A 20,806-nucleotide genomic window follows, 5' to 3' on the forward strand; every position below is an offset into this window, starting at 1 on the left:
GTTATTCGCTGGTAAGGGCCTTGACCGGGTCGAGGCGGGCGGCCTTGCGGGCCGGCATGAAACCGAACACCACGCCGGTGATCACGGCGCAGGCAAAGGCGCCGAGGATGGCGGGCAGGGCGAAGGCCACGGCGATGTCGGCCAGCAACAGGCTGCCGCCGATGGCCAGGGCCAGGGCGATGCCGGTCACGCCGCCGACCATCGACAGCATCACCGCCTCGGTGAGGAACTGGCGCAGGATGTCGCGCTGGCGCGCGCCGGTGGCCATGCGGATGCCGATCTCGCGGGTGCGTTCGCGCACGGTCATGAGCATGATGTTCATCACGCCGATGCCGCCGACCAGCAGGGAGATCGCGGCAATCGCACCGAGCATCAGCGACAGGCTGTTCTGCGTGCGGGCCTCGGCCTGGATCAATGCGGCGTCGTTGGTCAGGACGAAGTCATGCTTGCCCTGGTGACGCTGCAGCATCAGGCGCTCGATCGCCTGCTCGGTCTCCTTCACCCGGCTGGAGTCCAGGGCGGCGATGGTGACGTATTCCGGGTCGCGGCTGCCGAACAGGCGGATGGAGGCGGCGGAGTAGGGCACCACCACGCGCTCGTCGCTGTCCTCGCTGCCAGAGCTGGCGCCTTTGCCCTGGAGCACACCGATCACCTGGAACGGCACGTTGCCGATCAGCAGGTACTGCCCGAGCGGATTGCTGCCCGGGCCGAACATCTTGTCACGCACCTTCTGCCCGATCACCGCCACGGCGGCGCCGTTGGCTTCGTCGGCCTCGCTGTAGAAGCTGCCCTCGACCACGGGCCAGTTGAAGATCTCGGGGAACCAGGTGTTGTTGCCGCCAACGTAGAACTGCTCGCCCTTGTTGCCGTGGCGCACCATGAGCTTGTCGCCGATCACCGGCATGACCCGTTTGACCTGGGGCAGTTCGCCGACAGCGTTGACATCGTCGAGGGTGACGATGCCCATCAGTTCCTCGGAAGAGTGCTTGCCGTTAAGGTAGAGGATGTTCGAGCCGAATGCCGCCATCTGTGCCATGACCTGGCGCTTGCTGCCTTCGCCGACCGCGAGCATGACCACCACCGAGGCGACCCCGATGATGATGCCGAGCAGGGTCAGCGCGGTACGGAAGCGATTGATCCACATCACCCGCCAGGCAGCCTGCAGGGACTCGACCAGCTCGCCTTTCCAGGCGCCGCGCTGGGTGGCGCCGCGGTCCAGGCGCTGGCGCAGGTCGTCGGCCTGCAACTGCCGGGGGATGTCGGCCGACGGCTGGCTGGGCGAGTCGCTGACCACTTCGCCGTCGCGCACTTCGATGATCCGCTGGGCGCGGGCCGCGACTTCGCGGTCGTGGGTGATGAGGATGATCACATGGCCCTGGCTGGCCAGTTCGTCGAGCAGGGCCATCACCTCGGCGCCGCTGTGGCTGTCGAGGGCGCCGGTGGGCTCGTCGGCGAGGATGATGTGCCCGCCATTCATCAGCGCGCGGGCGATCGATACCCGTTGTTGCTGGCCGCCGGACAACTGGTGCGGGCGGTTGCCGGTACGGCTGGCCAGGCCCAGGCGCTCGAGCAGGGCGTGGGCGCGGGCATGGCGCTCGGCGGGCGGGGTGCCGGCGTAGATGGCCGGCATTTCGACGTTCTCCTGGGCCGAGCCCGAAGGGATCAGGTGATAGCCCTGGAACACAAAGCCGAAGGCTTCGCGACGCAGCCAGGCCAGCTCGTCGCTGTCCAGTTCGGCCACGTCCCGGCCTGCGAAGCGGTAGCTGCCCGAGGTGGGACGGTCGAGGCAGCCGAGGATGTTCATCAAGGTCGATTTACCGGAGCCCGAGGCGCCGACGATGGCGACGAACTCGCCGGGGTGGATGCTCAGGCTGATGCCGCGCAACACCTCGACCCTGGGCGAATCGACACCGCCGTAGACCTTGCGGATGTCGCACAGCTCGATCAGGGGCGTGGCCATCTCAACCCCCACTGGCGGCAGGCAGGCCGATGACCAGGCGCTCGCCTTCGTTCAGGCCTTCGAGAATCTGCACCCGCAGGCGGTCGCTCAAGCCGGTGCGCACCTGGCGGGCCTCGATCTGGCCCTTGCTGTTCAGCACCTGGGCCTGGCGCAGGCCGTCAACGGGGGTGTCGTCCAGCGCGGCCAGGGGCACGCTGAGCACCTGGCTGGCTTGTCCGGCGACGAAGAACACCTGGGTGGTCATCTCTGCCATCAGGGCGCCGTCGGGGTTGTCCACGTCCAGCAGCACGGTGTACTGCACCACCTTGCTGCCGGTGGTGCCGGCAGTCGCGCTGGCCGGGCTGCCACCGCCCTGGCTGGTCTGGTCCAGCGGCTTGGGCGGTACCGGCAGGATCTGGCGCACGGTGCTGGTCCAGCGGCGCTTGCCGCCGGCCAGGGTGTTGAAGTAGGCGGTCATGCCCGGCTTGACCTTGCCGATGTCGGCTTCGGACACCTGGGCCCAGACGGTCATCGGCGAGAGCTTGGCGATCCGCAGGATCAGCGGGGTCTGCTGCTGGGCATTGAGGGTCTGGCCTTCGCGGGCATCCACCGCCACCACGGTGCCGCTCATGGGCGCGTAGATGCGCGTGTAGCCCAGTTCTGCCTCGTCGCTGCGCAGGCTGGCCTGGGCCTGGCGGATCTGCGCCAGGTACATGTCGATGCGGGCCTGGGTCACTTTCAGTTGCGCCTGCGCCGTCTGCAGGTCTTCCTGGCGGGTGGCGCCGGCGGCGGCCAGGCCCTGCTGACGCTGGTACTGCTGCTGGGCAAGCTGATATTGCGCACGCTGTTCGGCCAGCTGGGCCTTGAGGTTCTCGATCGAGTAACGTCCGGCATCAAGCTTGGCCTGTTGCGTGGACGGGTCGATCTCCACCAGTAACTGGCCCTGGCGCACTTCGTCACCGGCCTCCACATGCAACTTGCGAATCTGCCCCGAGGCCTGGGCGCCGACGTCGACGTAACGGCGCGGTTGCAGGGTGCCCAGCGCGGTGACGCTGCTTTCGATATCGGCGCGCAGTACCGGTACGGTGCTGACCGGTGCGCCACCGAGCGGCAGGACCTGCCAGGCTACCAGGCTGCCGAGGCCGGCCAGGCCCAGGGCGCCGAACAGCACTCGGCGGCGGGTGTTGGATGTGCGTGTCATGCGGGCTTCCAGCCGAGGGTAGTGACCGAGTGCTGCGACGCTGCACGCGCTCGGGGGTCCCAGTTAAACGAATATAGCTGATGACGATTTAACGGCGGCCAGGGGTGGCCTGCGTGTTGCTGCGAATAATTATAATTTGTAAGATCGCACACTGATATTATCCAGACCCGCAGCGCCTGCCTACCAGCGCTCGAGCAGGGAGACGACAGGTGCCGTCGTGGAACATTATTATCGCGAGTTGGTGAGCTTCCTGTCCGCCCGGCTTGGTAATCGCCAGACGGCCGAAGACGTCGCCCATGATGCCTACATCCGCGTGCTGGAGCGCACGGAAGGCGAGCGGATCGAACACCCGCGCGCGTTTCTTTATCGCACGGCGATGAACCTGGTGGTCGATCATCATCGGCGCCACCAGGTGCGTCAGGCCGAGCCGCTCGAGGTGCTCGACAGCGACGAACGCTGGCACAGCCCCGCCCCGATGCACAGCATGCAGCTCGACCAGCGTCTGGCGCTGATGCAGCAGGCCTTGGGCGAGTTGAGCGCGCCTTGCCGTGACAGTTTCCTGCTGCGCAAGCTCGAGGGCTTGTCACACCAGCAGATCGCCGAGCGCCTGGATATTTCCCGCAGCGTGGTGGAAAAGCACATCGTCAATGCCATGAAGCACTGCCGCATGCGCATGCGCCAGTGGGAGTCCTGAGCGGGATGCCGGCGGATGTGAAAATTCCGTGAGCCGGTCACTTGATTTCTCCCGGGTTCACGACAACTATCAATAAAGACCCCCCGTCCAGGCGCGCTGCCTGACGTTGCCGTTCCCGGCGCAGTATGGTCACGGAGCCACTGTCATCACCTAACTGCCCAGGTCCGGACGATGCCTAACAAATCCATGCGCATCCTCATCGCCGACGAGCATCCCGCCCAGCGCCTGCAACTGGAGAGGATGCTCAATGGCCTGGGTTATTACCGGATCGCTCCGGTGGAGAGTTTCGACGACCTGCAGCGTCTGGTGCACAGTGCCTTGCAACCGTTCAACCTGCTGGTGGGCAACATTGAGCTGGCCAGCCATGCGGGGGTCGACCTGGCGCGCTTCTGCCGGGTCAGTTCGCAGATCCAGCACGCGCTGCTGTACCACTCGCCGCACCTGAAGGTGCCGGCGGTGCCGCCGAGTGACCGGCATGCTGTCAGCATCAGCCTGCCCCATGCACCCGACAGCGAGGCGCTGGAGTCGTTCATGGCGATCATCGACCTGCCGGTGCTGGTCGGGCAGTTGCCCCTGCCACCAGGGCTGGCCGGGGCCTCGAACTATTCCCGGCGGCGCACCAACCTCGCGCAGACGGTATTCTGCCGCAACTCCTGAAGCACGGACGGTCACAGGCTCAAGGCTTTTGCTATTCTCTTGGCCTTTTGCCACGTTGCGGAAGCTGCCATGACTGCGCTCGATATCACCCGCCCGCCACGGTTCAGCCGTGGCGACCACCGGACCCTGGGTCTGGCCGCGCTGGGTGGTGCCCTGGAAATCTACGATTTCATCATCTTCGTGTTCTTTGCCCTGACGCTCAGCCAGCTGTTCTTTCCGCCCGAGATGCCGGAGTGGTTGCGCCTGCTGCAGAGCTTCGGGATCTTCGTCACCGGTTACTTGGCCAGGCCGCTGGGCGGCATCCTGATGGCCCATTTCGCCGATCACTTGGGCCGCAAGCGGGTGTTCAGCCTGAGCATCCTGATGATGGCGCTGCCGTGCCTGTTGATTGGGGTGATGCCGACCTACGCTGACATCGGCTACGCCGCGCCGCTGATCCTGCTGGCGCTGCGCATCCTGCAAGGGGCGGCGGTGGGCGGCGAGGTGCCCAGTGCCTGGACGTTCGTTGCCGAGCACGCGCCACCCGGGCGACGCGGGTATGCGCTGGGCTTCCTGCAGGCTGGGTTGACCTTTGGTTATCTGCTCGGGGCGCTGACCGCGACCTTGCTGGCGCAGCTGTTCACGCCCCAGGAAATTCTCGACTACGCCTGGCGCTATCCCTTCCTGCTGGGCGGAGTGTTCGGCGTGATCGGTGTCTGGTTGCGCCGCTGGTTGAGTGAAACGCCGGTATTCCTGGCGTTGCGCGAGCAGCGGGAGCAACCTGTAGCATTCCCGTTGCGTAGAGTGCTGAGCCGACACCGTCGGGCGTTGATTCCGGCGGCGCTGCTTACGTGCGTGCTGACCTCGGCGGTGGTGGTGCTGGTGGTGATCACCCCGACCGTGATGCAGCAGCGCTTCGCCATGACCGCCGGGCATACCTTTGCTCTGAGCAGTGTGGGCATCGTCTTCCTCAATATCGGGTGTGTGCTGGCCGGGCTGTTGGTCGACCGTATGGGTGCGTGGCGGGCATTGATGATCTACAGCCTGTTGCTGCCGCTGGGTATCGGCGCGCTGTACGCCAGTCTGGTGGGGCAGTGGGGCATGACTTGGCTGGCCTATGCCCTGGCCGGATTGTGCTGTGGCGTGGTGGGGGTAGTGCCATCGGTGATGGTCGGGCTGTTCCCGGCGGATATCCGCGTGTCGGGCATCTCCTTCACCTACAACGTCGCCTACGCCCTGTGGGCCAGTACCACGCCGCTGGCGCTGATCGCCCTGATGCCCTGGAGTCCGTGGGTGTGTGTCGGCTTTTGTCTGGTCATGGGCATGGTCGGGTTGCTGACGGCGCTCTATTTCGGGCGTCGTGAGCCGTTGGGGTTTGTTGCCGAGTCGATGCCGCTCATGTGCGGTGACAAATGAGGTGGCAATGCCTTTTCCCGCTACGAGAACGGCAAGGCTCAACCATCGGTCGCGCTGATCAAGTTGTTTCAAGCGCCTTGACTGTCATCCGGAATTGTTCGAGGAAGTCAGGACTGACTGATACGGCCTGGCAGTCAACAGGTCCTACAGGCAGGGGCGGGTTTTTGAATGTCCGCAACTCTGCTCCCCTACAGCGCCTTCGAGGTTGTGCACGTAGTTTCGACTGATCGTTGACGGACCCTTCCGTTCATACAGTCAGGAGAAAATGTACATGTCCAGTTTCAGCATTACCTGGATGACGCGGGCCCAACTGCCAGCGTTTCCGCCACAAATGAGCTTTTCGGCTGCGAATCCCGCCAGCACGAAACCGGATGATCAAGCCAGAACCCCCGTTATTCACTGGGGCCGTAGCCTTGCCTGTGTCCTGGAGTCCCGGCACCTTCACGATCAGGCGTGGGTGGTGGTCTACGGTGACGGCAAGCAACTGACCGGCGTGCATCCGCTGCATGACTTTCGCCACATCAGCCGTATCGAGTTGGCCGTCAACAGCCATGCCGTGCTGTTGACCGACAGTGCGCAGCGTCAGCAAACCGTCGAATTCACCCAGCTGAAGGCACTGGATGGCAGTGGTGGTGCCGGGGACCCCTTGAACGGCCTACCCACCGGTATCCCGTTCATGCTCTCCAATGGTCACGATTATCTGATGGCGGACGAGGAGGGCGTGTGCCTCGCCGTGAATCCAGATCCCAAGGCCATGCAATGGCTCTACAAGGACGGGCAACTGGTCAATGTCACCACCGGGCAGACCTTGGGGCTCGGGATCTGCGGCAAGGCGAGCGCAGCCTCGGGAGATCGCTGGCGGCTGTCTTCCCAGGGCGAGCTTCTCTATGGCGACGGCACCCGTAGCTTGTGCAGTGCTCCGATTTCGGGTGAGGTCTGGCTGCAGCGACGAAGCGAGGCGCTGCCTTCCGAAACCTGGCGGGTGCACTTGCCTCAGCGTCCGAGGCGGGGTCAGGTACCGAGTATGGTCATCGACAAGCTGAGCGTGTGTCTCGCGGTCTCTGGCGACTACAGTGCCGGAACCGGCGATACCCTTTCGTTCTCGATCAATGGCAGCGAGCACCGACAGCCGTTGGCCGGCAACTTCGAGCGGGGCGCGCACTTCCAGGTCGAGGTCGACCTGTCCAAGATGTTCCAGCGCAGCGTGATCTATGCCGATGAGTTGCATTCGGTCGAGATCTACCAGGCCAGTGCCGGGGGGTACGGTCCGGCCTGGAAGATGCAGTCGCTGGACCTGAAGGTCAATGACCAGCTGAACAACCGCGTGGTAGGGAGCGACAACCGCTGGATCGAGGCCAGGGGCGGCGTGGCATGGCAAGGCCGGGTGAACTGGCTGGACTGGCGCAAGGCTGATATCTCTGCGCCACTGGACTTTGCCGGTTACACCTACCCGGTGCAATTGCAGCAATGGCTGATCGACGTGCTGAAATGGCGCAGCTATCAGCCTGAAACCCTTGATGGCGTCTGTCAGCTAATTGGCGAGGACCGGGGTCAGATACTGGCCTATGAGCTGAAGAGCGGCAGATTGACCTATCTGCGCCCCAATACTGCCCAGGATGCCTACACCTGGGTCTACACCCCGCAAAAAAGCATTCTGGTCAAACTCTGGGACCAGTCCCTGGACCGTACGCGCTATACCCGGCACAGCCAGCTTGGCGGTGGCCAGCCGGTGGTGTGCGCCGGAGAAATGCGCATCGACCGCAAGACCACCAGCAATGCGGTGAGCGACATTCTTGGTCTGGTCAACGATGCCTCCGGACACTACAAACCCGATGGTGGACAGTGCCTGGGGCATGTCCTGGAGCGGCTCGAACAACTGGGGTTGGACACCACGCACACCGTGGTTTCGTACAAGGGATAGGGACCATGGAAAAAGCCCCCGGGCCTCTCGGCCAGGGGGCTTTTGCTTGCCGCCAGGGCAGGGCTTACATGTTGGGGTAGTTCGGCCCACCGGCGCCTTCAGGGGTGACCCAGGTGATGTTCTGGGCCGGATCCTTGATGTCGCAGGTCTTGCAGTGCACGCAGTTCTGCGCGTTGATCTGGAAGCGCTTGTTGCCGTCTTCCTGGGTGACCACTTCGTACACGCCGGCCGGGCAGTAGCGCTGTGCCGGCTCGTCGTACAGTGGCAGGTTGCTGGCGATCGGGATGTTTGGATCGGTCAGCCTCAGGTGGCAGGGTTGTTCCTCTTCGTGGTTGGTGCTGGAGAGAAACACCGAGCTGAGCTTGTCGAAGCTGAGCTTGCCGTCCGGCTTGGGATAGTCGATTTTTTTCGAGTCGGCCGCGAGCTTGAGGCAGGCATAGTCCGGCTTGGTGTCGTGCAGGGTGAAGGGCAGCTTGCCGCCGAACCAGTTCTGGTCGACATAGTTGAACGCTGCGCCCAGCAGTGGCCCGAACTTGTGCATGGCCGGGCCGAAGTTGCGGCTGGCGAACAGCTCTTCATGCAGCCAGCTGGCCTTGAAGGCGCTGACGTAGCTGTTGAGCTGGTCACCGCCTTCACTGCCGGCGATCAGTGCGTCGGCCACCGCTTCGGCGGCGAGCATGCCGGACTTCATCGCGGTGTGGCTGCCCTTGATCTTTGCCACGTTCATGGTGCCCAGGTCGCAACCGATCAGCGCGCCGCCGTTGAAGACCATCTTGGGCAGCGAGTTGATGCCGCCCTTGGCCAGGGCGCGAGCGCCGTAGCTGATGCGCTTGCCGCCTTCGAGGTACTGGCTGATCACCGGATGGTGCTTCAGGCGCTGGAACTCGTCGAACGGCGAGAGGTAAGGGTTGGCGTAGGAGAGGTCGACAATCAGGCCGACGACCACCTGGTTGTTTTCCAGGTGGTAGAGGAACGAGCCGCCGGTGTTGTCCTTGGCCATCACGTCCAGCGGCCAGCCGGCGGTGTGCACCACCAGGCCCTGCTCGTGCTTGGCCGGGTCGATTTCCCAGATCTCTTTCAGGCCAATGCCGTAGTGCTGGACGTCGGACTCGTTGTCCAGGTCGAAGCGCTTGATCAACTGCTTGCCGATATGGCCACGGCAGCCTTCGGCGAACAGCGTGTACTTGGCACGCAGTTCCATGCCGGGGGTGTACAGGCCGTCTTTCGGGTTGCCTTCGCGGTCCACGCCCAGGTCGCCGGTAACGATGCCGCGCACCACGCCGTTTTCGTCGAACAGCGCTTCCTGGGCGGCGAAGCCTGGGTAGATCTCCACGCCAAGGTTTTCCGCCTGCTGGGCCAGCCAGCGGCACAGGTTGCCCAGCGAAATGATGTAGTTGCCCTGGTTGTGCATGGTCTTGGGCACGAACAGGTCAGGCACTTTTGTCGAGCTTCCGGCATCCTTGAGCACATAGATGTCGTCGCGCTTCACTTCGGTGTTCAGCGGTGCGCCCAGTTCTTTCCAGTCGGGGAACAGTTCGTTCAGTGCGCGCGGCTCGAATACGGCGCCGGAGAGGATGTGGGCACCGACTTCGGAGCCTTTCTCGACCACGCAGACGCTGATCTCGCTACCGGCTTCGGCGGCCTTCTGCTTCAGGCGGCAGGCGGCGGACAGGCCCGCCGGGCCTGCGCCGACGATGACCACGTCGAATTCCATGTATTCGCGTTCCACAGGTTCTCTCCTACTCAAGGCTCATCGCGTTGCTTGTCTTTTATGGGTGTTCACGGTCACGTGCGGCGTTCAGGTGCTGTAGCTTCGCAGGTGATGGACTACACCGTTTTGTCTTGGCCGCGCATTATATCTACACCACTTGGCGGGTCCAATACAAACGTTTGTTTGAATTTGCCGGAGGCCCGTAAAATCACAGGTAGGCGGCTGAGGGCTGGCCAATTTGCCGTATTGACCGGATTGGGTGTTACGGTCAAGATACGAGCGCTTTCGCGTTCGCCGTAGGCTGACCGTCGGGCGCAGGTGCACCCCTAAAGACCGGGCGTAGAGCAGGGTTTGCGGGCCGAATCAGGTGTTGTAGTGGAGTCTACACGGCACCACAGGAAATGACCCGCGGGTTTTGGACCCTCAGGGTCGTAACAGGACTGATCGGTCAACTGAACTTTACTGCTGTCGACACGTTTTTAGAGGTGCCCTTGTACCCACGCGCATTCGCCGGGCAGCCCCCAGGCGACATTCTTTTCACCGGAGAGTAACGAGGAATCCATGAAGGTTCTTGTAGCTGTCAAACGAGTGGTCGACTACAACGTCAAGGTTCGCGTCAAGGCGGACAACTCCGGCGTCGACCTTGCAAACGTCAAGATGTCCATGAACCCCTTCTGCGAAATCGCCGTGGAAGAAGCCGTGCGCCTGAAAGAGAAGGGCGTGGCGAGCGAAATCGTCGTCGTCTCCATCGGCCCGACCGCCGCCCAGGAGCAACTGCGTACCGCCCTGGCCCTGGGTGCCGACCGCGCCATCCTGGTCGAGGCCGCTGACGAACTGAACTCCCTGGCCGTGGCCAAGGCGCTGAAAGCCGTTGTCGACAAGGAGCAGCCGCAGCTGGTGATCCTCGGCAAGCAGGCCATCGACAGCGACAACAACCAGACCGGCCAGATGCTCGCCGCGCTGACCGGCTTTGCCCAGGGCACCTTCGCCTCCAAGGTTGAAGTCGCTGGCGACAAGGTCAACGTCACCCGTGAAATCGATGGCGGCCTGCAGACCGTCGCGCTGAGCCTGCCAGCCATCGTCACCACCGACCTGCGCCTGAACGAGCCGCGCTACGCGTCGCTGCCGAACATCATGAAGGCCAAGAAGAAGCCGCTGGAGACCATCACTCCAGACGCGCTGGGCGTGTCCATCGCCTCCACCAACAAGACCCTCAAGGTCGAAGCGCCTGCTGCCCGCAGCGCTGGTATCAAGGTCAAGTCGGTGGCCGAACTGGTCGAGAAGCTGAAGAACGAAGCGAAGGTAATCTAAATGACTATCCTGGTTGTCGCTGAACACGAGAACGGTGCCGTAGCCCCGGCCACCCTGAACACTGTCGCCGCTGCCGCCAAGATCGGTGGTGATATCCACGTGCTGGTCGCAGGCCAGAACGTCGGTGGCGTCGCCGAGTCCGCCGCCAAGATCGCCGGCGTAGCCAAGGTGCTGGTTGCCGATAACGCTGCCTACGCCCACGCCCTGCCGGAAAACGTCGCGCCGCTGCTGGTCGAACTGGCCAAGGGTTACAGCCACGTGCTGGCCCCGGCCACCACCAACGGCAAGAACATCCTGCCGCGCGTTGCCGCGCTGCTGGACGTCGACCAGATCTCCGAGATCATCGCGGTCGAATCGGCCGACACCTTCAAGCGCCCTATCTACGCCGGTAACGCCATTGCCACCGTGCAATCGAGCGCTGCCGTGAAGGTCATCACCGTGCGCACCACCGGCTTCGACGCCGTGGCCGCCGAAGGTGGCTCGGCTGCCGTCGAAACCGTGGCCGCGGCCCACGACGCTGGCAAGTCGGCCTTCGTCGGCGAAGAGCTGGCCAAGTCCGACCGTCCAGAGCTGACCGCCGCCAAGATCGTCGTCTCCGGCGGCCGTGGCATGGGCAACGGTGACAACTTCAAGCACCTGTACGCCCTGGCCGACAAGCTCGGTGCTGCCGTGGGTGCCTCGCGCGCCGCCGTCGACGCCGGCTTCGTGCCGAACGACATGCAGGTCGGCCAGACCGGCAAGATCGTCGCGCCACAGCTGTACATCGCCGTCGGCATCTCCGGCGCGATCCAGCACCTGGCCGGCATGAAGGACTCCAAGGTGATCGTCGCGATCAACAAGGACGAAGAGGCGCCGATCTTCCAGGTGGCCGACTACGGCCTGGTCGCCGACCTGTTCGAAGCGGTTCCAGAGCTGGAAAAGCTGGTCTGATCCGACTGCTTCACTTATAAAGAACCCGGGCCGCCCTTGGCGGTCCGGGTTTTTTCATGATTTTTTTCAGGGGCGGGAGAGGGTGCATGGCGTTTCGCTGGAGCAAGGGGGTGCTGGCCTGCGTGCTGGCGCTGCTGTCGACTCAGGCCTTGGCGGTGGGGAAGTGCGAGCGTCTGGTAGCCACCGGCAGCCCGGATGCGCCACCGTATTCCTGGCAGGATCCGCAAGACCCCAAGCACCTGATTGGCGCCAATGTCGACCTGCTTCGCCAAGTCGCCGCCGAGCTGGGGGTTAAGGTCGAGGTGCTGCACGCCGGCAAGCGCGAACAAGCGCTGGAGGAAGTGCGCAGCGGGCGCATGGACCTGTTGCTCGACACGCCGATGCAGGTAACCCAACTGACCAGCCTGGACTACATCCACCCGCCCTTGCAGCTCAATGAATACCTGGTCTGGACCCGTCATGACGCCGCCCTGGCGTTCGACGGCCCGGCCGACCTTGCCCGCTACCAGGGCGCCTTGTCGGAGAAGGCCCGTCTGACACCGGCCTTCGAGGCGTTCGCCAAGGCCCAGCTCAAGCTGGAACCGGCGCAGAATCTGACGCAGGCCTTCCAGAAGCTGGTGCTTGGCCAGGTCGACTATGTGCTGGCCGGGCGCTACTCGGGCATGGCCATGGCCCAGAGCCTTGGGGTGGCTAACGACCTCATCGCCCGCGGCTTGCCGGTGGACCGGCCGGGGTTGTATCTGGCGGTGTCGCACAACTCGGCCTGCAACGACAGCTGGTTGCGCGGACAACTGGCGAAAAAGCTGACAGAATTGCCGATCTCCGGGGCGAGCGAGGCTGTGCTGCAGCGCAATGTCGAGCGTTGGAAGGCGCAGATGCAGGCGTCGCAGGGTGCCCCCAAACAGTAGGAAGCGTGTGTGAGAATCCAACCCTTGATGCTCGCCCTGGCCGTGCTTGGCCTGGCCGGCTGTGCCAATGACCCGGCACCCAATGAACAGCTGCGCTTGTCTGAGCAGGCGCTCGAGCAGGCCAAGGCGGTCGGTGCCACCGAGCAGGTGCCGGAGTTCAAGTTGGCCGAAGACAAACTGGCCCGCGCCAAGAGCAACATGCTCGGTGAAAGCTATCGCGATGCACGCATGCGCGCCGAGCAGGCCGAACTCGATGCCCGCCTGGCCGAGGCGCGGGTGCTGAACCAGAAGAGCGAGGAGCAGTTGCAGGTGTTGCAATCGCGTATCAAGCGTCTGCGCAAACAGCTGGAGGTGCAGCCATGAGCCGCTTCACGCCCGTGGCCGCGTTGGCCCTGTTGGCCCTGGTGGGGTTGCAGGGCTGCGCCAGCCAGCGCAGCGAGTCGGCGCTGGACGACGCCAGCGCCGCGTTCCAGAAGGTCAAGGACAATTCCGACGTGCTGCGCAGCGCGCCCCGTGACGTGATCCGTGCCGGCGAATCGTTGGGGCGCGCGGAGCGCCTGGCCGGTTATGTCGGCACCGGCAGCGATGTCCGCCATTACGCCTATCTCAGCCAACGCTACAGCGAGATCGCCAGCGAGCATGCCAAGCTGGCATTGAACCAGGAACGCATGGCCAAGCTCGACCTGGAGCGCCAGCGTCTGCAACTGGCGTTGCGCGAGGCAAAGCTGGCCAGCGTGCAGCAGCAGGGCAAGTTCGTCGAGGCGCAAATTGTAGCGCTGGCGTCGGAGCAGGCCGACCGTGGCCTGGTGATGACCCTGGGTGATGTGCTGTTCGATACCGGCCAGGCCGACCTCAAGAACTCGGCCAGCCGCACCGTGCTCAAGCTGGTGCAGTTCCTCCAGCTCAATCCGCGTCGAGTGGTGCGGATCGAGGGTTATACCGACAGCACCGGCGCGGCGGAAGAGAACCTTAAACTGTCCCGTGATCGTGCCCAATCGGTGGCCGACATGCTGGTTGACCTGGGCGTGGATGAAAAGCGCATCCAGGTCGAGGGCTATGGTGACCAGTACCCGGTGGAGGCCAATGCCTCGGAGCGGGGCAGGGCGCAGAATCGTCGGGTGGAGATCGTCTTCTCCGACGACAAGGGCAAGCTCGCCCCCGCACGCTGAGCTCGCCTTTTTGATCATGAGCACGTCGCATCGGCGCACCGATGCGACAGCCAATCAATGATCAGCTGCCAAACAAGCATTTGTGCTTTTTCGTCTTGCTCTTGCTCTGCTTCTAAGCGCGCAATAGTCCAGGCGCCGCCAATTGCGACTTCAGGAGGCCGAACACAGGGTTTGCGCAGGGAGGTGACGGGCATGGATGCCCGCAAGCGCCGATCAGGCCATGGATGGCCCGTCGGCGCGTCCTCCCGGAGCGAGCCCGGAGTGAGGGGACCCCGAAGCGAAGCGTAGGGGCCGGATGAATGGAGCCAGCGGTTTTTGCCTTCTTTGCACCCGCGCAAAAGAAGGTCGCCGTAAAGGCGAAAAGGTGACTATGCGTCGCCCGCGTCAATGAATGTGCTTACATCAATCAAAACCCACACTTAGAGGACCCAAGCGCAATCAAGGCATCACCCCAACAGTCCCATTCCCCACCTTCGGCTGCCGATAAAGATCCAGCAACACCTGATCCAGCACCTGCGAAGCCCCCCAAGGCTTGGGATCATTGAGAATGGCCGCCACCGCCCAGGTGTGCCCATTGCTGTCCCGGCTGAACCCGGCAATCGCCCGCACGGTATTCAGGGTCCCGGTCTTGATGTGCCCTTCGCCTGTCATGGCGGTGCGCTTGAGCCGCTTGCGCATGGTGCCGTCCATGCCCACCAGCGGCATCGAACTGATGAACTCGGCCGCATACGGGCTCTTCCAGGCCGCCTGCAGCAGCGCGGCCATCTCGCGGGTGCTGACCCGCTCGGCACGGGACAGGCCCGAGCCGTTCTCCATTACCAGGTGTGGTGCGGTGATGCCTTTCTTGGCCATCCACTGGCGGACCACCCGTTGGGCGGCACGGGCATCGTCGCCGTCGGCGTCGGTACGGAACTGCGCGCCAAGGCTGAGGAACAGCTGCTGAGCCATGGTGTTGTTGCTGTACTTGTTGATGTCGCGGATCACTTCCACCAGGTCTGGCGAGAAGGCCCGTGCCAGCAGGCGTGCGCTCTTGGGCACGTTCTCGATGCGGTCGCGGCCCTGGATGCTGCCGCCCAGCTCGTTCCAGATGGCCCGTACGGCACCGGCGGCATAGGTCGGATGATCCAGCAGCGCCAGGTAGGTCTGCGAGTTGCAGCCATCGGCGAGCTGGCCACTGACCGTGACGCTGACACCATCAGGCTGCACTACCGGGTTGTAGCGCACTTCGCCAGTGCACTGCTTGCCCGCCACGGCCTTGACCTGGTTGTCGATGCGGATGCTGGCGATCGGTGGTTCGACAGACACGTTGACCTTGCCACCGTCGTTACGGGCGACGAAGCGCAAGGCCTTGAGGTTGACCAGTAGCGAGTCCGGCTTGACCAGGAACGGCTTGTTGTCGTCACCGCCGTCGTCGTTGAACTGGGGCAGGTTGGGTTGCACGAAGTGGCTGCGATCCAGGATCAGGTCGCCGGTCACGGTACGCACACCGTTGGCGCGCAGGTCGCGCATCAGCAACCACAGTTTTTCCATGTTCAGCTTGGGGTCGCCACCGCCCTTGAGGTACAGGTTGCCATTGAGCACGCCGTTGCTCAGGGTGCCGTCGGTGTAGAACTCGGTTTTCCACTGGAAGGTGGGGCCCAGCAGCTCAAGCGCGGCATAGGTGGTGATCAGCTTCATGGTCGAGGCCGGATTGACCGACACGTCGGCGTTGAACACGGTCGCCGCGCCCGGTCCGTCCAGCGGCAGCATGACCAGCGACAGGGCCGAGTCCTGCAGCTTGTTGGTCTTGAGCGCCTGTTGCACTTTCGGTGGCAGATTGGTGTTGACGGTGGCGGCCTGGACGGACAGCGACAAGGGCAGGAACAGGCCGGCGAACAGCAGTGGGCGGAGCGTCTTGATCATAAATGGACAAACCCTGCGGGCGAGGGGAAAAGACACTGGGGCTGTATGAAATGATGGCCCCAAGACGAATATAGTGCGCATTATGCCCCAAGCGTGCTCTGCATGGGCCTCGTTCGACGGAAAAGCGCCGTTGTGTGCCGGAAACTGGTAAAGTGCCGCGCGTAATTAATTGAGAGGATTGTTTCATGGCTACCAACCGTTCCCGTCGCCTGCGCAAGAAACTGTGCGTGGATGAATTCCAGGAGCTGGGTTTCGAACTGAACCTGGGCTTCAAGGAAGACCTGTCCGATGAAGCCATCGATGCCTTCCTCGATGCTTTCCTGGCTGATGCCATGGATGCCAACGGCCTGGACTATGTCGGCGGCGATGACTTCGGTCTGGTCTGCTCCGTCAAGCGTGGCTCGGTCAGCGAAGAGCAGCGCACCGCTGTGGAAGCCTGGCTCAAGGGCCGTAGCGAACTGACCAGCATTGAAGTCAGCCCGCTGCTGGATGCCTGGTACCCGGAAAAGCCGATCAACCCGGCTTCCTGATTGATGTCGGCGGTACGTCCTGTACTGCCCTCATCCCGCCTCGGCCAGGTGCTCCAGCTGCCTGGCCAGGGCTTTCTCCACGCGGCGCATATGCCGTGCCAACGCCTGACGCCGCCTTAGCAGTTCGGCGTGGGGTACGTCCGTTCCCTCCAGTGCCTGGCAAGCCTCGATCAACGCCCGCGCATTCAGCATCCGTCCCGCGCTGAGGATCTTGTGTGCCTGCAGCGCCAGCTCGTCACCTTCGTGCCGCGGATCAATGGCCATCAGAATCTTCAGGTCCTGGCGCAGGCTCAGGAGCAGCGTTTCGAGGATGCGGTTGCGGTCGGCGAGGTTGTCGCCAACGATCGTGGACAGGCCTTTGAGATCGAAGCGTGGTGCCAAACCAGGGTGGCCGTGACAGCGCCGGGCAATGGGTGTGATGGCGCTCAGGCGTTGCCCCAGCACCTGCAAGCCGATGGGTTTGAGCAGGCAGTCATCCATGCCGGCGTCCAGGCACTGCTGGCGAACCTCGGGCTGGGCGTTGGCGGTATAGCCGAGAATGGTGCAGCGCGGTCGGCCGTGCAGGCGCTCCTCCGTGCGCACGGTCCGAGCCAGTTCGTAGCCATTCATCTGTGGCATGTTGCAGTCGACGATCAGTACATCGAAACAGCCCTCACGCCATTTACGCAGTCCTTCGCCGCCCTCCTCGGCGCTTTGCTGGTTCAACCCCAGGTAGTTCAGCTGTTGGGCCATCAACAGCAGATTGGCCGGGTGGTCGTCGATCACCAGAATGCGCAGTTGCTTGTTCGGCGGCAGGAATTGCGCCATTGGCCGCGGCGGGGCCGCGACCGGCTCGACGCACTGTAGCGGCATCACCAGGCGCACGCGGGTGCCGACACCTTGCAGGCTCTGCAGGGTCAGTTCGCCGCCCATCATCGCGCACAGGTCGCGGCTGATCACCAGCCCAAGGCCGGTGCCGGCCCGTGCGCCGTCGCTGTAGGGGTTGGCCTGTACGAAGGGGGAGAACAGGCGCTGCAGGTCGTGCTCGTGAATTCCGATACCGCTGTCGCGAACCTCCAGGTCAAGCGCCGGCAACGCCGGTTCGCCGTCGTTGCGCAGCTTGACGGTGATGCGCACCTGCCCTTGTTCGGTGAACTTGATCGCATTGCTGACCAGGTTCGACAGGACCTGCTTGAAGCGCAACGGGTCGAGCAGCGCATGGCAGCGGGCCTCGCGGGCAATCACCACATCCAGTACCAAACCCTTGTGGCGGGCGAGGCCGTCGAAAATCCGCCCGACCGACTCGACCAGCGCCGCGAGGTCGACGGGTTCGGGAGCCAGCGACATTTGCCCGGATTCGATCCGGGCGATATCCAGGATGTCGCCGATCAAGCCCAGCAGATCGTTGGCCGAATGGTGGGCGACTTCCAGCGCGGGGCGGTCCAGTTTGCCCTGCTCGGCGCGCTTCAAGGCCAGCTCCAGCATGCCGATGAGGGCGTTCATCGGCGTACGGATCTCATGGCTGATGGTGGCCAGGAACGTGCTCTTGGCCCGGTTGGCGTCATCGGCCTGCTGCTTGGCCAGGCGCAGGTCCTGCACCAGGTTGCGGCGTTCGCTGATGTCGATCCAGCCGCCGATGATTCCTTGCATTTCGCCTACCGAATCGCGGTAGGGCAGGATCCAGTGATAGATCGTCATGTCGCGGTCTTTCAGGCGCAAGGGGCGATCAAGAATCAAGGGTGTTCCCTGCGCCATCACCCGCTGGTAGTCGTCCTGCACCTGTTGGGTATAGTCACAGTCGCTGTAGGGGGCGTCTTCCAGGCGTTTGCCCAGCACCTGTTCGCGGCTGGCACCGACGGCTTGCAGATAGCTGTCGTTGCAGCTTTGCAGGCGTCCCTCGCGATCGCGCACATACATGGGGTGGGGCGTGCCGTTGAGCAGGGCACCCATGAATTCCAGCTGGTCGTTCAGCGCCCGTTCGGCCCGCTGACGTTGTTTGATCTGACGGCGCAGCCGGGCATTCCATACCAATGCGAGCACCAGCAGGATCGCGATCACCCCGACCACCTGCAGGATCACCCGGCGGTAGCTGCGCCAGTAGGCGTCGTCACGCAGCCCATGGTCGCGCCAGCGGCTGTTGATCACCCCCAGTTCTTCTGGCGAGATGCTCAGCAACGCCTTGTCGAGGATCGAACCCAGCTCACTGGCCTCGGGGGCGGTGGCCATGGAAAAGGCCGCGGGTTCCGTGCCGACCGTGCTGCGGATGACCAGGTCGTTGCTGGTGGCGAGCATGTGGTTGGCGTCGATCAGGGTGGCGATCGCCGCATCCACCGCGCCGCTGCCGAGCAGCACCATGGAGTAATAGGTGCTTTCGGTGGCAACCTGATGGATCCGCGGGTGGCGCGCTGCAAGCAGGGCGGCCACGGTGCTGTCGCGGGGAACGGCGACCCGCTTGCCCTTGAGTTGCTTGAGGCTGTTGGGTTGGTCGGTGCCGGTATGGGTAACCAGCACATAGGCGCTCTCCAGATAGGGGCGGCTGACCTGCAGCGGGTTGCCCTGGCGTGCCTCGGTGGACAGGCTGGCGATGATATCGGCACGATCGGACTCGAGCTGATCGATCATGTCGCCGTCGCCACTGGCGCGGCGGATCTCGAAGCGCAGGCCGGTGCGCAGGCGAATGAGCTCAAGCAGGTCGGCGACTATCCCCCGCAGGCGATCATTGCTGTCGAAGAACGTCAGTGGCGCCGCCGTGTCGTTGACCACCACGCGCATGATCGGGTGTTGGCTCAGCCACTGCTCCTCGCGTGTCGACAACTGCAGCTTGCGATCGGTCAGCAGGCTGCCGCTGCTTGCGCTCCAGCGTTTGAAGATATCGTTGCGGGTGGCGCTGGACTGCGCGTCAAGCGCGGCATCAACCAGGGACTGGAGGATAGGCTCGCCCTCACGCATGGCAAAGCTGAAGCCCACGGCCTCGTGCTTGCCGAAGTTGGCCATGCGCACATGCGGCAAGTGACCCTGGCTGATCAGGTAGTGAGTGGAGATGGTGTCGCCAATGAACACGTCGGCCTGTTCGAAGGCTACCGCATTCAGGGCCTGGGTGGATGACTCGAAGGTCAGCAGTTCGGCCTTGGGGTAGTTGGCGTGGATTTCCCCGGGCGGCAGGTAGTGATACAGCATGCTCAGGCGCATGCCCGCCAGGCCGGTGTCCAGTGCGCGGCTTTCGTCCTCGCGGGTCACCAGCACGGGTTGGTCAATGGCATAGGGGCGCGAAAGCGCCAGGCCCTGGGTGACGGCTTCATAGCCGTTGGCGCTGCCCAGCAGGTCGATATGACCGCTCTTGAGCGCCGCGACCGCCGCCGGGCGGCTGGGAAAGCGCTGCACACGGACAGGCAGGCCCAGGGCGCTGCCGATCAAACCGGCGTAGTCGGCGGTCAACCCTTGGTATTCGCGCCCACCCGTGGCGATATCGAAGGGGGGATAGTCGGGCGCCGAGGTACCCAGCACCAGCTCCTTGCGCTCTGCGAGCCAGTCGCGCTGGGCCGCTGTCAGGGGCGGCCGGACCGACGTCGGTGCCGAGCGGCTGAGCAAGGTGTAGGTGCGCCCCAGGTCGACGGTCACGCTGCCACCTTGCAGCGGCGTGCCCAGGCAGAGCAGCAATAAAGCGATGTACCTCCACGTCATCATTTCAGACCAGTGCGTTGCGCTTGGCGACGTCGATCAACTCTACCAATGTGCTGGCGCGCAATTTGTGCATGAGGCGCTTCTTGTAGGTGCTGACGGTCTTGTTGCTGAGGAACATGCCCTTGGCAATTTCCTTGTTGCTGCGGCCCTGGGCGAAAAGTTGCAGGACCATCAATTCCCGGTCGTTGACCTGGCGGAACAGTTCCAGCTCTTGGTTGCTGCCTGTTGGCGGTGGATTGAGTGCCTGGCTGGGAAAGTAGTTGTAGCCGGACAGCACGGCCTTGATGGCGCTGAGCAGCTCACTGAGGTCTTCCTGCTTGCATACATACCCGGCCGCGCCGGAGTGCATGCAGCGCACGGCGAACAGTGCCGGCGATTGCGCGGTCAGCACCAGGACTTTCAGCGGGATGGCCATGGCCTGCAGGCGTGAGAGCATTTCCAGGCCATCGAGCTTGGGGATGCTGATGTCCAGTATGACCAGGTCCGGCGGGGTTTCGCGGATAAGCTGCATGGCGTCAACGCCATTGTCCGATTCACCGACCACCCGATATCCCTGGTTCTCCAGCAACATCCGTATCGCCAAGCGTATAACGGGATGGTCATCAACAATAAAGACTGAGTGCATATTCAACATTCCAAGCTGCAGGTGAAAGCAGCCGGCACATTAGCTCAGATGCATGGCGGCGGGCAGGGAAGTAGGTGCCAAATGCGGGATATAGGAATTAACTTACAGCGCTCGCGAAACTTTGCTACGTGAGATGTGGATGTTGGCGGGTTTTTATCAGGAGTTGATAACTTTTGCGGGGGTGTGAGGCTGGCAAGTTTATTTGTAAAAAAATATCATAGGAAATTTCATACAAATTAAACATGGATGGCAA

Annotated in this window: 16 protein-coding genes and 1 pseudogene; 11 read left to right on the plus strand and 6 right to left on the minus strand. The window is 63.4% G+C overall.

The genetic code is table 11. The annotated features are described in order from the left end of the window. Position 1: 1 nt before the first annotated feature. Together KHO27_RS04645 and KHO27_RS04650 are read right to left on the minus strand one after the other, a co-directional pair. Positions 2-1,960, minus strand: coding sequence for a MacB family efflux pump subunit (locus KHO27_RS04645; protein WP_111532742.1), 1,959 nt, complete (start codon positions 1,958-1,960; stop codon positions 2-4). A 1-nt stretch (position 1,961) separates the two neighbouring features. Next, on the minus strand, positions 1,962-3,140 hold the full coding sequence (locus KHO27_RS04650) for an efflux RND transporter periplasmic adaptor subunit (protein WP_110699056.1): 1,179 nt from the start codon (positions 3,138-3,140) through the stop codon (positions 1,962-1,964). 154 nt (positions 3,141-3,294) lie between these two features. Here KHO27_RS04650 and KHO27_RS04655 point away from each other — a divergent pair, with 154 nt between their 5' ends. The 5 genes and pseudogenes from KHO27_RS04655 to KHO27_RS04670 all read left to right on the plus strand — a co-directional run bounded on the left by KHO27_RS04655 (position 3,295) and on the right by KHO27_RS04670 (position 7,807). Further along, positions 3,295-3,834, plus strand: coding sequence for a sigma-70 family RNA polymerase sigma factor (locus KHO27_RS04655; protein ID WP_110699055.1), 540 nt, complete (start codon positions 3,295-3,297; stop codon positions 3,832-3,834). Positions 3,835-4,005: 171 nt separating this feature from the next. Further along, positions 4,006-4,491: a response regulator gene (locus KHO27_RS04660; protein ID WP_046856445.1), complete on the plus strand. Its 486-nt coding sequence runs from the start codon at positions 4,006-4,008 to the stop codon at positions 4,489-4,491. Positions 4,492-4,560: 69 nt separating this feature from the next. After that, positions 4,561-5,886, plus strand: a complete 1,326-nt coding sequence (locus tag KHO27_RS04665) for an MFS transporter (RefSeq protein ID WP_110699053.1) — start codon at positions 4,561-4,563, stop codon at positions 5,884-5,886. Further along, positions 5,887-6,007: pseudogene (locus KHO27_RS26495) on the plus strand (type II toxin-antitoxin system MqsA family antitoxin); the annotation flags it as partial. Positions 6,008-6,157: 150 nt separating this feature from the next. Next, complete coding sequence (locus tag KHO27_RS04670; protein WP_146230413.1) at positions 6,158-7,807, plus strand: hypothetical protein; 1,650 nt, start codon at positions 6,158-6,160, stop codon at positions 7,805-7,807. Positions 7,808-7,871: 64 nt separating this feature from the next. Here the strand turns inward: KHO27_RS04670 and KHO27_RS04675 are convergent, their stop codons facing one another. Beyond that, the gene (locus KHO27_RS04675; RefSeq protein ID WP_111532746.1) at positions 7,872-9,536 is read right to left on the minus strand and encodes an electron transfer flavoprotein-ubiquinone oxidoreductase; all 1,665 of its coding nucleotides are present in this window, start codon (positions 9,534-9,536) and stop codon (positions 7,872-7,874) included. A gap of 543 nt (positions 9,537-10,079) precedes the next feature. On the opposite strand from KHO27_RS04675, the gene KHO27_RS04680 reads away from it, so the two are divergent. The 5 genes from KHO27_RS04680 (at position 10,080) to KHO27_RS04700 (ending at position 13,836) form a co-directional block, all read left to right on the plus strand. Further along, positions 10,080-10,829 carry an electron transfer flavoprotein subunit beta/FixA family protein gene (locus KHO27_RS04680; protein WP_110698802.1) on the plus strand — a complete coding sequence of 250 codons (750 nt, stop codon included), beginning with the start codon at positions 10,080-10,082 and terminating at the stop codon, positions 10,827-10,829. Then, entirely contained in the window at positions 10,830-11,759 is a 930-nt protein-coding gene (locus KHO27_RS04685) for an electron transfer flavoprotein subunit alpha/FixB family protein (RefSeq protein ID WP_110739408.1), read from the plus strand. An 86-nt stretch (positions 11,760-11,845) separates the two neighbouring features. After that, positions 11,846-12,667: a substrate-binding periplasmic protein gene (locus KHO27_RS04690; RefSeq protein ID WP_110698798.1), complete on the plus strand. Its 822-nt coding sequence runs from the start codon at positions 11,846-11,848 to the stop codon at positions 12,665-12,667. 9 nt (positions 12,668-12,676) lie between these two features. Further along, on the plus strand, positions 12,677-13,030 hold the full coding sequence (locus KHO27_RS04695) for a DUF4398 domain-containing protein (protein WP_102683122.1): 354 nt from the start codon (positions 12,677-12,679) through the stop codon (positions 13,028-13,030). Beyond that, a complete protein-coding gene (locus KHO27_RS04700; RefSeq protein ID WP_214501283.1) occupies positions 13,027-13,836 on the plus strand; it encodes an OmpA family protein in 810 nt (269 codons plus the stop codon). The genes KHO27_RS04695 and KHO27_RS04700 overlap by 4 nt, the downstream gene beginning before the upstream one ends. Positions 13,837-14,274: 438 nt before the next feature. Here KHO27_RS04700 and dacB read toward each other — a convergent pair whose 3' ends face one another. Then, the gene (gene dacB, locus KHO27_RS04705) at positions 14,275-15,738 is read right to left on the minus strand and encodes a D-alanyl-D-alanine carboxypeptidase/D-alanyl-D-alanine endopeptidase (RefSeq protein ID WP_110698794.1); all 1,464 of its coding nucleotides are present in this window, start codon (positions 15,736-15,738) and stop codon (positions 14,275-14,277) included. A gap of 185 nt (positions 15,739-15,923) precedes the next feature. Between dacB and KHO27_RS04710 the strand changes: the two genes are divergently transcribed. Next, entirely contained in the window at positions 15,924-16,268 is a 345-nt protein-coding gene (locus KHO27_RS04710; RefSeq protein WP_110698792.1) for a YggL family protein, read from the plus strand. Between the two features lie 30 nt (positions 16,269-16,298). Here the strand turns inward: KHO27_RS04710 and KHO27_RS04715 are convergent, their stop codons facing one another. Then, on the minus strand, positions 16,299-19,931 hold the full coding sequence (locus tag KHO27_RS04715; RefSeq protein WP_214501284.1) for an ATP-binding protein: 3,633 nt from the start codon (positions 19,929-19,931) through the stop codon (positions 16,299-16,301). 1 nt (position 19,932) lies between these two features. Continuing rightward, a complete protein-coding gene (locus tag KHO27_RS04720; RefSeq protein WP_031315749.1) occupies positions 19,933-20,553 on the minus strand; it encodes a response regulator transcription factor in 621 nt (206 codons plus the stop codon). Between the last annotated feature and the right edge of the window lie 253 nt (positions 20,554-20,806).

Source organism: Pseudomonas sp. RC3H12 (assembly GCF_018596375.1).
Lineage (GTDB): Bacteria > Pseudomonadota > Gammaproteobacteria > Pseudomonadales > Pseudomonadaceae > Aquipseudomonas.

What these genes read in the sequence shown, in the direction of transcription:
- KHO27_RS04645 (WP_111532742.1), bottom strand. Translation starts at nt 1,960, where the DNA reads ATGGCCACGCCCCTGATCGAGCTGTGCGACATCCGCAAGGTCTACGGC.
- KHO27_RS04700 (WP_214501283.1), top strand. Translation starts at nt 13,027, where the DNA reads ATGAGCCGCTTCACGCCCGTGGCCGCGTTGGCCCTGTTGGCCCTGGTG.
- KHO27_RS04680 (WP_110698802.1), top strand. Translation starts at nt 10,080, where the DNA reads ATGAAGGTTCTTGTAGCTGTCAAACGAGTGGTCGACTACAACGTCAAG.
- dacB (WP_110698794.1), bottom strand. Translation starts at nt 15,738, where the DNA reads ATGATCAAGACGCTCCGCCCACTGCTGTTCGCCGGCCTGTTCCTGCCC.
- KHO27_RS04660 (WP_046856445.1), top strand. Translation starts at nt 4,006, where the DNA reads ATGCCTAACAAATCCATGCGCATCCTCATCGCCGACGAGCATCCCGCC.
- KHO27_RS04715 (WP_214501284.1), bottom strand. Translation starts at nt 19,931, where the DNA reads ATGATGACGTGGAGGTACATCGCTTTATTGCTGCTCTGCCTGGGCACG.
- KHO27_RS04650 (WP_110699056.1), bottom strand. Translation starts at nt 3,140, where the DNA reads ATGACACGCACATCCAACACCCGCCGCCGAGTGCTGTTCGGCGCCCTG.
- KHO27_RS04720 (WP_031315749.1), bottom strand. Translation starts at nt 20,553, where the DNA reads ATGCACTCAGTCTTTATTGTTGATGACCATCCCGTTATACGCTTGGCG.
- KHO27_RS04670 (WP_146230413.1), top strand. Translation starts at nt 6,158, where the DNA reads ATGTCCAGTTTCAGCATTACCTGGATGACGCGGGCCCAACTGCCAGCG.
- KHO27_RS04710 (WP_110698792.1), top strand. Translation starts at nt 15,924, where the DNA reads ATGGCTACCAACCGTTCCCGTCGCCTGCGCAAGAAACTGTGCGTGGAT.
- KHO27_RS04685 (WP_110739408.1), top strand. Translation starts at nt 10,830, where the DNA reads ATGACTATCCTGGTTGTCGCTGAACACGAGAACGGTGCCGTAGCCCCG.
- KHO27_RS04665 (WP_110699053.1), top strand. Translation starts at nt 4,561, where the DNA reads ATGACTGCGCTCGATATCACCCGCCCGCCACGGTTCAGCCGTGGCGAC.
- KHO27_RS04690 (WP_110698798.1), top strand. Translation starts at nt 11,846, where the DNA reads ATGGCGTTTCGCTGGAGCAAGGGGGTGCTGGCCTGCGTGCTGGCGCTG.